Origin of the sequence: Streptomyces sp. NPDC059917, from assembly GCF_042730635.1 — a bacterium.
Taxonomy (GTDB): domain Bacteria; phylum Actinomycetota; class Actinomycetes; order Streptomycetales; family Streptomycetaceae; genus Streptomyces.
On record NZ_JBHWLC010000138.1, the window covers coordinates 1 to 11,548 of the forward strand.

Here is an 11,548-nt window from a genome sequence, read left to right on the forward strand (position 1 = left end):
CGCGAGGGCTGGATCGACTACATCGTCCCGCAGCTGTACTGGAACATCGGCTTCGCCGCCGCCGACTACGCGAAGCTGGTGGCCTGGTGGGCGAAGGTCGCGCGCGACAGCCCGACGCAGCTGTACGTGGGGGAGGCGCTGTACAAGGCCGGCGACCGGCTCAGCCCGCGGCGGCGATCGGCTCGGACCCCGGCCCCTGACGCAGCTCCGCGGCCCGGCGCCGACGCCGAGCCAGCACCACGCGACGCTCGGCGGCGGTGAGCCCGCCCCACACGCCGTAGGGCTCGGGCTGGAGCAGGGCGTGCTCCCGGCAGGCGACCATCACCGGGCAGCGGGCGCAGACGCGCTTGGCCGCCTCCTCCCGGGCCAGCCGGGCCGCGGTGGGTTCCTTGGAGGGGGCGAAGAAGAGGCCCGCCTCATCCCGGCGGCACACCGCCTCCGCGTGCCATGGGCCGTCCTCTTCCCTCGCGGGCGTCCGTGGGCCCGGGATACCCCGAACGCTCTGCACGGTGGCTACCTGCAGGGACTGATGCGGCGGATGCTGCACGGTCTACTCCTGACGACGTATTCGCGAGCGAGAGACGATGCACCTGTCCCTACCCGCTGTACGCCCCCCTATGCACTCTGTGCCACCCGGGGGAAGTTAGACCGGAATCCGCTGCATCCGGAAGCCAAACGGAACCATTCGGCCGTGATCCGAAAGGAGCGGCTCAGCCCTCCAGTCGTTTGCGGAACCGCTCCGCGAGGTCGACGAGGCGGGAGCCCAGTTTGCGACGGGCCTCGATGTTGCCGAGCACGGTGAAGCCGCGGACGATCACGACGGGCGCCTGCGGGTCGGCGACGGACTCCCCCTCGCCGTGCACCTCGAAGTTGCCGAGGACCCCGCTGCCGTAACCCCGCAGGGTGACGTTCTCCGGGACCTTGACCTCGACGTTGCCGAGGACGCAGGTCACGTTGATCTCGGTGACCTGCTGTTCGAAGACGGCCTCGGTGAGGTCGATGGTGATGTCCCCGAGGACCGAGACGGCCCGGGTGTGCGACGCCGGGCGCCAGCGGCCCTTGCGGGTGGCGCTGCTGAACACCGCCACCACGTTCTCGACGTAACCGCCACCGGGCGGTCCGGAAACCGGCCAGGCGGGACCGGAAGCGGGCGCGGCGGCGGCGTAGGAGGCCCCCTGGGCGGCCGGGAGGTCCCGGACCAGCACCTCCAGCTCGGCGACGGTCTTGACGGCGTAGAGGGCGTCGAGGCGCTCCGAGTGCTCCTCCGCGGTCAACCGGCCCTCGGCCAGGGCGTCGCCGATGATCTGCGCGATGCGGTCACGGTCGGCGTCGGAGGCGCGCAGCGCGACGGGCGCGGATTCGGCTGCGGGCGCGGGCGCGGCAGGGTGCTTTTCGAGGTCCACGCCCCCAGCATAGCGAGACACGATAGATCGCGATACTGCTGGGTGAGCCTTACCTCACAGACGGAGCCGGGGAAAGAGGTCCTACGCTGGAGGACTGCGCTGCCAATTGGGCGCCAGCGCTGTCTGCCGAGTGAGGATTGGCCACACGATGCCGGAGTTCGCGTACACCGACCTGCTGCCCCTGGGCGAGGACACCACCCCCTACCGGTTGGTGACCGCGGAGGGCGTCTCCACCTTCGAGGCCGACGGCCGTACGTTCCTCAAGGTCGAGCCCGAGGCGCTGCGCGCGCTCGCCGAAGAGGCCATCCACGACATCCAGCACTTCCTGCGCCCCGCGCACCTCGCGCAGCTGCGCCGCATCATCGACGACCCCGAGGCCAGCGCGAACGACAAGTTCGTGGCGCTGGACCTGCTCAAGAACGCGAACATCGCGGCGGCGGGCGTGCTGCCGATGTGCCAGGACACCGGCACCGCGATCGTGATGGGCAAGCGCGGCCAGAACGTGCTGACGGAGGGCGCCGACGAAGCGGCCCTGTCCCGCGGCATCTACGACGCCTACACCCGGCTGAACCTGCGCTACTCGCAGATGGCCCCGATCACCATGTGGGAGGAGAAGAACACCGGCTCGAACCTGCCCGCGCAGATCGAGCTGTACGCGACCGACGGCGGCGCCTACAAGTTCCTCTTCATGGCCAAGGGCGGCGGCTCGGCGAACAAGTCCTTCCTCTACCAGGAGACCAAGGCGGTCCTCAACGAGGCCTCCATGATGAAGTTCCTGGAGGAGAAGATCCGTTCGCTCGGCACGGCGGCCTGCCCGCCCTACCACCTGGCGATCGTGGTCGGCGGCACCTCGGCGGAGCACGCGCTCAAGACCGCGAAGTACGCCTCGGCGCACTACCTGGACGAGCTGCCGACCGAGGGTTCGGCGCTGGGCCACGGCTTCCGCGACGAGGCCCTGGAACAGCAGGTCTTCGAGCTGACCCAGAAGATCGGCATCGGCGCGCAGTTCGGCGGCAAGTACTTCTGCCACGACGTCCGCGTGGTGCGCCTGCCCCGCCACGGGGCGTCCCTCCCGGTCGCCATCGCGGTCTCCTGCTCGGCGGACCGCCAGGCCACCGCGAAGATCACCGCGGAGGGCGTCTTCCTGGAGCAGCTGGAGCGGGACCCGGCGCGCTTCCTGCCGGAGACCACCGACGAGCACCTGGACGACTCGGCCGACGTCGTCTCCATCGACCTCAACCAGCCGATGGACGACATCCTGGCGACCCTGACCAAGCACCCGGTCAAGACCCGCCTGTCGCTGACCGGCCCGCTGGTCGTGGCGCGCGACATCGCGCACGCCAAGATCAAGGAGCTGCTGGACTCGGGCGCGCCGATGCCGCAGTACCTCAAGGACCACCCGGTCTACTACGCGGGCCCGGCGAAGACCCCCGAGGGCTACGCGTCCGGCTCCTTCGGCCCGACCACGGCCGGGCGGATGGACTCCTACGTCGAGCAGTTCCAGGCGGCGGGCGGCTCCAAGGTCATGCTGGCCAAGGGCAACCGCTCGCAGCAGGTCACGGACGCCTGCGGGACGCACGGCGGCTTCTACCTCGGCTCCATCGGCGGCCCGGCGGCCCGCCTCGCGCAGGACTGCATCAAGAAGGTCGAGGTCCTGGAGTACGAGGAGCTCGGCATGGAGGCGGTCTGGAAGATCGAGGTCGAGGACTTCCCGGCCTTCATCGTGGTCGACGACAAGGGCAACGACTTCTTCCAGAACCCGGCCCCGGAACCCACCTTCACCCACATCCCGGTCCGCGGCCCGGGCCTGGCGTAACGCCTGCCCTGTGACCGGGGCGGGAGCTCGCTCCCGCCCCGGTCACAGGTAGGTCACCTGCCGGATGTAGACGCACTCGCTCCTGGGGATGACCAAGTAGACGAGCATGCCGTCGTCAAGGTTCATGACGGCTCCCCTGGGCCCCACGTCACGGTACGTGGTGCCGTCGAGGTACAGGGCTTCCGCAGCGCGTACCAGCTCGTCCGCGGCCTTCTCCACCGCCGCCACGAAAGCCGGCGGGGCTCCCCCGACGACGTGCTCCTCGCTGGGGTCGTATTCCCATCGCCACGTCACTCGCTCACCGCCTGTGCGGCCTCGGCTTCGACGGCGGTGAGTTCGTCCATGGCCGGGCGGAATCCGGGGTCGTCCTTGCCGACGGTGCGGTGAACGGCGGCCAGGGCGTCGTTGCGACGGCTGAAGAGGTCCGGGCGCCGTTCGATCTCGACCTCGCGCATCCACCAGTCGAGCCAGTGCGTGAGGTGGCCGACCTTGCCGCTGCGAATGGCGGCCGCCAGCGCGTTCTCCTTGTGCTGCTCCAGCTCCGCCAGACGGTGCGGAGCGATGCGGGCGAGGGCGACACGTACGGCGTCGGGGGTGCGTTCGGGGCGCGGGATCAGCGCCGCGCCGTGGTCCGGCTGTGTGGTCACGGTGTCCTCCAAGGGGTGCCCCGGCCAGGCTATCCCCGAGGTGGACCCTGGGCGGACATGGAGAGGGAACTTCGTGTTCACCCTGGTTTGCCAGGGTTTGCCGTATGACTCAGGCGTCCCATCTCCCCGCTTCCGCAGCCGCCGCCCGCGCGACGCGGGTCATCGCCCATCGCGGGGCTTCCGAGCAGTACCCGGAGCACACGCTCGCCGCCTACCGGCAGGCCCTCCTCGACGGGGCGGACGCGCTGGAGTGCGACGTCCGGCTGACCGCCGACGGGCGGCTGGTGTGCGTGCACGACCGCCGGGTCGACCGGACCTCCGACGGGCGCGGGGCGGTGTCCGCGATGACCTACGAGCAGCTGGCCGGGCTCGACTTCGGCAGCTGGAAGGGGCCCCGGCACGGCGGGTCCCGGGTCCTGTACTTCGAGGACCTGCTCCAGGAGGTGCTGGCCGCGCCGCGGCCCGTGGGGCTGGCGGTCGAGACCAAGCACCCGACCCGGGCGGGCGGCCGGGTGGAGGCCGAGCTGGTGCGGGTGCTCGGGGAGTACGGGCTCGCGGACGGGCCCGGCGAGGGCGGCCACCGGGTCGAGGTGATGAGCTTCTCGCGCGGGGCGCTGGCCCGTACGCACCGACTGGCGCCCGCGCTGGAGACCGTACAGCTGCTGGAGCGCCGCGGTCCGCTGCGGCTGCCGCACACCGTGCGGCACGCCGGTCCCGGGATCGAGCTGGTGCGCCGGGACCCGCGGCTCGTGGACCGGCTCCGGGCGGCGGGGCTCGGCGTACGGGTGTGGACGGTCGACGAGCCCGAGGACGTGGACCTGTGCCTGCGCCTCGGCGTGGACGCGATCATCACCAACCGCCCGCGCCAGGTACGGGACCAGCTCGACGCCTGCTGAGCGAACGGGAACACCCGGCCGGGGTGCGCCGGCCGGGTGGGGGTGCGGGGTGGGGGTTATGCGAAGCGCTGGTTCGACGCGCCGTTGCAGGTCTGCAGGCGTACGGCTTCGTGGGCGGCGCCCACGGTGAGGCACATGCCGGGGGCGGCCTGCGGGCGGATGGTGGCGCCGTCGCGGACGAACTGCTGGTTCGCGCCGCCGTGGCAGTTCCAGATGATCAGGCCGGTGCCCGCGCCGTAGTTGGCGCCGGGGGCGTCCAGGCAGCGGTCCTGGGTCAGCTGGATGTGGAGCGACTTGCGGGGGGCGTCGTACCACCAGCCCTGGTTGCGGCCGCCGTGGCAGTCCCAGCCGAGCAGCGTGGTGCCGTTGGCGCTGGAGCCGCCGTTGGCGTCGACGCAGGTGCCGTTGGCCTCGTTCTTGAGGGGCTTGTACAGGTCGTCCCAGGCCCCGGCCTGCAGGACGGGGGTGCCGGTGCTGGCCGGGTCGGCGCAGGAGGCCTCGCGCAGGCCGGAGGTGTAGAGCTGGGTCAGACAGGACGCGAAGGCGCCGTGGCCGCGGTAGTTGGGGTGGAAGGACTGCCGGGCGGTGTTCTCGTCCCACGGGAAGTGGTCGCCCAGGTCCAGGTAGAGGCCGCGGGCCCAGGTGTCCTCCATGCAGACCTCGTGGCCGTTGAAGAGCCGCGAGTTGTCGAGGTAGTAGGCGCCGGAGGCGAGGGCGGCGGCGCGCATGCCCTTCTCGAAGGTGGGCACCGCGTAGTCGCGGCCCCACGTGGCGTCCGAGTCGTAGCCCGCGCAGCCTCCGGGGAGCTTGCCGGGGAAGTTCGGGTTGTCGTAGAAGTCGGGGCCGATCGGGCTCGGGTAGCCCATCACGACGAGCTTGTAGTCGGTGTCGGCGTAACCGGCGTCCCGCATGACGGTCTTGAGGTCGGCGACCGTCGACTCGACCTTGGGCCGCAGGCCGTCCACCCGGGCCTGCCAGCCCGGCCCGTACTTGGGCTCGCAGGTGCCCTGGCTGAGCACCCAGCGGGTCACGCAGTCGGTCATGACGGGGCCGAACTGGAGGTCGTCATTGGCCCCGGCGACCAGCAGCACCATCTTGATGCGGGTGTTGCGGGCCTTGATGGCGAGGCTGTCGCTCTGGACCAGCTCGTCGGCGTACTGCTTGCTGCCGCCGATCCGGATGTTGCCGGTGTAGCCGCCGGAACAGGCCACGTTGAAGGTGAGGTCGGCGGGGATGCCGGTGCGGTGGATGGCCGAGTCCGGCGAGCGGTGGCACTGGTTGGACGAGGTGTTGGTCGCGGGGTCGTAGTTGCCGACGCCCTCGCCCGAGATCTCGCTGTCGCCCAGCGAGATCAGCCCGGTCTTGCGGTCGGCCAGCGGACGGATCGCGGGGTCGCCGTAGATCTTGGTGGCCTCCGCGGCGCGGATCGCCTCCAGTTCGGGCGACAGGGCGCTCGCCGCGGCCGGGGCGGTGGTGGCCGCCTGGGCCATGGGGGTGATGGCGGTGACGCCGCCGAGGGCGGCCGCGATCGCCGCGACCGCGGCGAAGGTAGATCTGAGCCTGGGTGTGGTGCGGGCCATGGATGTCTCCCCGGTGTCAGTGTTACCCCCGGTATTTACTGGCCGGTAGGGGAGTTGGGAACACTTCGAACAAGACAATTGCTCAACTTTTTGAGGAGGCCACGAACATGACCGAAGACCAGCAGGCCGGCGGCGCGGCGGGATTCCGCGTGGAACACGATTCGATGGGCGAGGTGGCGGTGCCCGTCGATGCCAAGTGGCGGGCCCAGACCCAGCGCGCCGTGGAGAACTTCCCCGTCTCGGGGCAACGCCTGGAGCGGGCGCACATCGCCGCCCTCGCCCGGGTCAAGTCCGCGGCCGCCAAGGTCAACGCGGAGTTGGGCGTCCTGGACGCGGACGTCGCCGACGCCATCCGGTCGGCCGCCGCCGAGGTGGCCGAGGGGCGCTGGGACGCGCACTTCCCCGTGGACGTCTTCCAGACGGGCTCCGGCACCTCGTCCAACATGAACGCCAACGAGGTGATCGCGACCCTGGCCACCGAGCGGCTGGGGCGCGAGGTGCACCCCAACGACCACGTCAACGCCTCGCAGAGCTCCAACGACGTCTTCCCGTCCTCGATCCACATCGCCGCCACCGCCGCCGTCACCGGCGAGCTGGTTCCGGCCCTGGAGCACCTCGCGGCCGCCCTGGAGCGCAAGTCCGACGAGTTCGCCGGGGTGGTCAAGGCGGGACGCACCCATCTGATGGACGCCACCCCGGTGACGCTGGGACAGGAGTTCGGCGGCTACGCGGCCCAGGTGCGCTACGGCGTCGAGCGGCTCCGGGCGGCGCTCCCCCGGCTCGCCGAACTGCCGCTGGGCGGCACCGCGGTCGGCACCGGGATCAACACCCCGCCCGGATTCTCCGCCGCGGTCATCGCCGAAGTGGCCGCCGACACCGGGCTGCCGCTCACCGAGGCCCGCAACCACTTCGAGGCCCAGGGCGCGCGGGACGCGCTGGTGGAGACCTCGGGCATGCTCCGCACGATCGCGGTCTCGCTCACGAAGATCGCCAACGATCTGCGCTGGATGGCTTCGGGACCGCGCACCGGATTGGCCGAAATCAATCTCCCGGATCTCCAGCCGGGCTCTTCGATCATGCCCGGAAAGGTCAATCCGGTCGTCGCCGAGGCCGTCCTCATGGTGGCCGCCCAGGTGACCGGAAACGACACCACGGTCGCCGTGGCCGGAGCCGCGGGCAACTTCGAGCTGAACGTGATGCTCCCGGTGATGGCCCGCAACCTCCTGGAGTCGATCCGGCTGCTGGGCAGCGCGAGCCGGCTGCTGGCCGACCGCACGATCGACGGGATCACCGCCAACGCGGCCCGGGCCAGGGAGTACGCGGAGTCCTCGCCCTCCGTGGTGACCCCGCTGAACCGCTACATCGGCTACGAGGAAGCGGCCAAGGTCGCCAAGAAGGCGCTCGCGGAACGCAGGACGATCCGTGAGGTCGTGCTGGAGTCCGGCTACATCGAGCGCGGCTCGCTCACCCTGGAGCAGCTCGACGAGGCCCTCGACGTGCTGCGGATGACCCGCCCCTGACCCGCTCACCGCCACCCACGGCCTCCTCGGGCGAGGGCCGGATTTCGGTCGAATGCCGTCCCCGAACCCCTCCGTGACCTGCACCGCAGCGGGCGCGGGGGGCCCAGCCCTAAGATCTGCGCATGACAGGTACCGGAGGCCGCGGGGGCGGCGGGGCGCGCGGTGACGCCCGAGGGGGCACCCGCGGCGATGCGAGCGGCCGCCCGTACGGCGACGCGCACCAGGGTGCGTACGAGGCCGCCGCGGGCCCGCGCTGGGCGCCCGGGCAGCACGTCCTGTGGCGCTACCGCGACAACGCCCCGGGCCCGGAGGGGCCGGTCCACATCTGCCGTCCGGTGACGGTCGTCCAGGACACGCCCGAGCTGCTGGCCGTGTGGATGGCCCCGGACACCGAACTCGTCAAGCCGGTGCTGGCCGACGGCACCTCGGTGCACGACGAGCCGCTCGCCACCCGCTACACCGCCCCGCGCACCACCGCCCGCTCGCGGTGGTTCGGCACCGGCGTGCTGAAGCTGGCCCGACCCGGCGAGCCGTGGTCGGTCTGGTTGTTCTGGGATCACGGCTGGCGTTTCCGGAGCTGGTACGTGAACCTTGAGGAGCCCAGGACCCGATGGTCCGGCGGCATCGACTCCGTGGACCACTTCCTCGACATCTCCGTCTACCCCGACCGCACCTGGACGTGGCGGGACGAGGACGAGTTCGCGCAGGCGCTGCGCTGCGGGTTGATCGACGAGGGGACGGCCGAGCGGGTGCGGGAAGCCGGGCGGGCGGCGGTGCGACTGATCGAGGAGTGGGGGGCGCCGTTCTCCGACGGCTGGGAGAACTGGCGGCCCGATCCGGGCTGGAACGTTCCGGTACTGCCCGAGGACTGGGACCGCACCCCGGCGCATATGACCTCATGAGACCCTTGATGCGCCCCCGGGCGCCAAACGTAGGATCAGCCTCCGCAAGCTTGCAGACAGGGCTTCATGCGAGGGTGTACACCCGTAATTGACGTGTTGTGCGCGGGACTTGACCGGAGGTCAACGCAGACCGAGAGGGAACGAGAGGCGGGGGTCCCCCCGACGAAGTCTGGGGGAGGTACCGCGGGCGACGGTGCCCCCGCCGCTGAGCGGGTATACCGCGACTGACCGAGTTGAGTGCAGCGCACATCCAGCGCAAACGGACGGAATTCCACGCGTGACGGAGTACCCCACCTCTTACGAGGGCCCGCAGCCTGCCGCGGCCGCCGCGACACCGGCGCCGGGCGGCTCCGACCTGCCCGGGCCCCGCCCGGCACGGCGGGGTGCGGAAGCTTCCGGTGCGGAGGCTTCCGGTGCGGCGACCACCGGTGCGACCGCTTCCGTCGTGGGCGGCGGATCCGGTCCCCGCCCCGACGACCGGGGCGACATCCGCGGCCACGGCAGCGGCCACGATCAGGGCCATGACCCGGGCCACGGCAAGACCCCGGCCCCGGCCGCCCAGGACACCCGGCCCGGGTCCCCCGGCCCCGGTGGAAGTTCCGGTTCCGACTCCGCTTCGGGTTCCGGCGCCGATGGCGGTGTCGGCTCCGACAGCGACCGGCCCTCCCCGATCCCGGCCGCCCGCCGCGGTGGGACCGCGCCCTCCCGGGACGCCTCCGCCGCCCGCAACGCCGCCGCGGCGGCCGGAGCGGGGCCGGAGCACCCCGACGCCACCGGGCCCACCGGCACGCCGGACACCGCTGCGGTCAGCTGGCCCGCGCCCGCCGCGGGCGGCCCGGCGGACGCGTCCGCCGGGGGTTCCGCTTCCGGCTCCGGCTGGGGCGCCGCCACGGGGGAACCCGGCGGCATACCGGGCGTCCCGGACCCGGGGGCCGCCCGCCGCGAGGGCGACCGGCTCCGCTTCGTCGGCGCCGCCACCCGCCGGATCGCCCGCGGCATCGACCTCGACGAGATCGTCCTCGGCCTGTGCCGGGCCACCGTGCCCACCTTCTCCGACGCGATCCTGGTGTACCTGCGCGATCCGCTCCCGGTCGGCGACGAGCGCCCGGTCGGCCCGGTCGTCCTGAGGCTGCGCCGGACCGACCGGCTGCGGCCGATCGACGACCTCACCGACGCCCTGCGCGGCGGCGGCGACACCGTCGGCGCCGGGCTCGACCTCTCCGCGGTCACCGGAGCCGGGGGCGAGCTGGACTTCAGTCAGCTGGCGCTCGTCGGCCCGCAGGGCGACCTGCCCGCGGCCGAGCTGTGCGAGATCCGCTCCGGCGGAGCCCTCGCCGAGGTGCTGCGCGGGGTGCGGCCCGTCTTCGGTTCGTCCGCCGCGGCGCGCGCCGCGCTGCCCGAACTGCTGGGCGCGGACCACCCCGTACCGCGCGGCCAGCGGGCGATCCTGGCCCCGCTGCGGGGCCGGCGCCGGGTCATCGGGGCGGCGGTCTTCCTGCGCACCCCGGACCGGCCCGCCTTCGAGCAGAACGACCTGCTCGTCGCCGCGCAGCTGGCCACCCACACGGCGCTCGGCATCGACAAGGCCGTGCTGTACGGCCGCGAGGCCTACATCGCCGACGAGCTCCAGCGCACCATGCTCCCGGACAGCCTGCCGCAGCCCACCGGGGTCCGGCTGGCCAGCCGCTACCTCCCGGCCGCCGAGACGGCCCGGGTCGGCGGGGACTGGTACGACGCGATACCGCTGCCCGGCAGCCGGGTCGCGCTCGTCGTCGGCGACGTCATGGGGCACTCGATGACCTCCGCCGCGATCATGGGCCAGCTGCGGACCACCGCGCAGACCCTCGCGCAGCTGGACCTGCCGCCCGCCGAGGTGCTGCACCACCTGGACGAGCAGGCCCAGCGGCTCGGTTCGGACCGGATGGCGACCTGCCTGTACGCGGTCTACGACCCCGTCTCGCACCGGATCACCATCGCCAACGCCGGCCACCCGCCGCCCGTCCTGCTGCACCTGGGCGGCCGCGCCGAGGTGCTCCGGGTGCCGCCCGGCGCCCCCATCGGCGTGGGCGGCGTCGACTTCGAGGCCGTCGAGCTGGACGCACCGGCCGGGGCCACCCTGCTGCTGTACACGGACGGGCTGGTCGAGTCCCGGCTGCGCGACGTGTGGACCGGCATCGAGCAGCTGCGCGAGCGGCTCGCCACGACGGCGCAGCTCACCGGCCTGGACCACCCGCCGCCGCTGGAAGCGCTGTGCGACGACGTCCTGGACATGCTCGGGCCGGGCGACCGGGACGACGACATCGCGCTGCTCGCGGCCCGCTTCGACGGGATCGCCCCGAGCGACGTCGCGTACTGGTTCCTGGACCCGGAGGAGACCGCTCCGGGCCGCGCCCGGCGCTTCGCCCGCCGCGCCCTGGCCCGTTGGGGCCTGGAGGAGCTGAGCGACTCCCTGGAGCTGCTGGTGAGCGAGGTGGTCACCAACGCCGTCCGCTACGCCGAGCGGCCCGTGACGCTGCGCCTGCTGCGTACGGACGTACTGCGCTGCGAGGTCGGCGACGACTCCCCGCAGCTGCCGCGCCAGCGCCGGGCCCGGGACACGGACGAGGGCGGCCGCGGCCTGTTCCTGGTCAACCGGATGGCGCGGCGCTGGGGCGCCACCCGGCTGAGCAGCGGCAAGGTCGTCTGGTTCGAACTGGCGCTGCCGGGGGCGACGCCCGACCGGCCGTGACCGGGGCCGCCGCGCACGGCCCCCGATCGAACGAAGACCGCCGCCCGGCAGCGTTC

Annotated in this window: 11 protein-coding genes; 6 read left to right on the forward strand and 5 right to left on the reverse strand. The window is 72.6% G+C overall.

What is annotated here, in order from left to right:
- Positions 1-261: family 10 glycosylhydrolase (locus ACFWAR_RS38090; protein WP_385787917.1), on the forward strand; the 261-nt coding region annotated here is incomplete at its 5' end.
- Here ACFWAR_RS38090 and ACFWAR_RS38095 read toward each other — a convergent pair.
- Together ACFWAR_RS38095 and ACFWAR_RS38100 are read right to left on the reverse strand one after the other, a co-directional pair.
- The gene (locus ACFWAR_RS38095; protein WP_354379663.1) at positions 161-547 is read right to left on the reverse strand and encodes a WhiB family transcriptional regulator; all 387 of its coding nucleotides are present in this window, start codon (positions 545-547) and stop codon (positions 161-163) included. The two genes, ACFWAR_RS38090 and ACFWAR_RS38095, sit on opposite strands and share 101 nt — an antisense overlap.
- A gap of 163 nt (positions 548-710) precedes the next feature.
- Positions 711-1,403 (reverse strand): DUF1707 domain-containing protein, encoded by a 693-nt coding sequence (locus tag ACFWAR_RS38100; protein WP_385787920.1) that lies wholly within the window; start codon positions 1,401-1,403, stop codon positions 711-713.
- Between the two features lie 148 nt (positions 1,404-1,551).
- On the opposite strand from ACFWAR_RS38100, the gene ACFWAR_RS38105 reads away from it, so the two are divergent.
- Positions 1,552-3,219: a fumarate hydratase gene (locus ACFWAR_RS38105; RefSeq protein WP_385787923.1), complete on the forward strand. Its 1,668-nt coding sequence runs from the start codon at positions 1,552-1,554 to the stop codon at positions 3,217-3,219.
- Between the two features lie 42 nt (positions 3,220-3,261).
- On the opposite strand, the gene ACFWAR_RS38110 is transcribed toward ACFWAR_RS38105, so the two are convergent.
- Positions 3,262-3,513: a hypothetical protein gene (locus ACFWAR_RS38110; RefSeq protein WP_385787926.1), complete on the reverse strand. Its 252-nt coding sequence runs from the start codon at positions 3,511-3,513 to the stop codon at positions 3,262-3,264.
- Entirely contained in the window at positions 3,510-3,866 is a 357-nt protein-coding gene (locus ACFWAR_RS38115) for a hypothetical protein (RefSeq protein ID WP_385787929.1), read from the reverse strand. Before ACFWAR_RS38115 ends, ACFWAR_RS38110 begins: the two co-directional genes overlap by 4 nt.
- Before the next feature lie 104 nt (positions 3,867-3,970).
- On the opposite strand from ACFWAR_RS38115, the gene ACFWAR_RS38120 reads away from it, so the two are divergent.
- On the forward strand, positions 3,971-4,762 hold the full coding sequence (locus ACFWAR_RS38120) for a glycerophosphodiester phosphodiesterase (protein ID WP_385787932.1): 792 nt from the start codon (positions 3,971-3,973) through the stop codon (positions 4,760-4,762).
- A 56-nt stretch (positions 4,763-4,818) separates the two neighbouring features.
- On the opposite strand, the gene ACFWAR_RS38125 is transcribed toward ACFWAR_RS38120, so the two are convergent.
- Complete coding sequence (locus tag ACFWAR_RS38125) at positions 4,819-6,342, reverse strand: ricin-type beta-trefoil lectin domain protein (protein WP_385787935.1); 1,524 nt, start codon at positions 6,340-6,342, stop codon at positions 4,819-4,821.
- 107 nt (positions 6,343-6,449) lie between these two features.
- Between ACFWAR_RS38125 and ACFWAR_RS38130 the strand changes: the two genes are divergently transcribed.
- The 3 genes from ACFWAR_RS38130 to ACFWAR_RS38140 all read left to right on the forward strand — a co-directional run bounded on the left by ACFWAR_RS38130 (position 6,450) and on the right by ACFWAR_RS38140 (position 11,492).
- Positions 6,450-7,862, forward strand: coding sequence for a class II fumarate hydratase (locus ACFWAR_RS38130; RefSeq protein WP_385787938.1), 1,413 nt, complete (start codon positions 6,450-6,452; stop codon positions 7,860-7,862).
- A 122-nt stretch (positions 7,863-7,984) separates the two neighbouring features.
- Entirely contained in the window at positions 7,985-8,764 is a 780-nt protein-coding gene (locus ACFWAR_RS38135; protein ID WP_385787941.1) for a DUF402 domain-containing protein, read from the forward strand.
- Positions 8,765-9,251: 487 nt separating this feature from the next.
- Positions 9,252-11,492 carry a SpoIIE family protein phosphatase gene (locus ACFWAR_RS38140; protein ID WP_385787944.1) on the forward strand — a complete coding sequence of 747 codons (2,241 nt, stop codon included), beginning with the start codon at positions 9,252-9,254 and terminating at the stop codon, positions 11,490-11,492.
- Positions 11,493-11,548 lie beyond the last annotated feature (56 nt).

What these genes read in the sequence shown, in the direction of transcription:
- ACFWAR_RS38135 (WP_385787941.1), top strand. Translation starts at nt 7,985, where the DNA reads ATGACAGGTACCGGAGGCCGCGGGGGCGGCGGGGCGCGCGGTGACGCC.
- ACFWAR_RS38105 (WP_385787923.1), top strand. Translation starts at nt 1,552, where the DNA reads ATGCCGGAGTTCGCGTACACCGACCTGCTGCCCCTGGGCGAGGACACC.
- ACFWAR_RS38125 (WP_385787935.1), bottom strand. Translation starts at nt 6,342, where the DNA reads ATGGCCCGCACCACACCCAGGCTCAGATCTACCTTCGCCGCGGTCGCG.
- ACFWAR_RS38120 (WP_385787932.1), top strand. Translation starts at nt 3,971, where the DNA reads ATGACTCAGGCGTCCCATCTCCCCGCTTCCGCAGCCGCCGCCCGCGCG.
- ACFWAR_RS38130 (WP_385787938.1), top strand. Translation starts at nt 6,450, where the DNA reads ATGACCGAAGACCAGCAGGCCGGCGGCGCGGCGGGATTCCGCGTGGAA.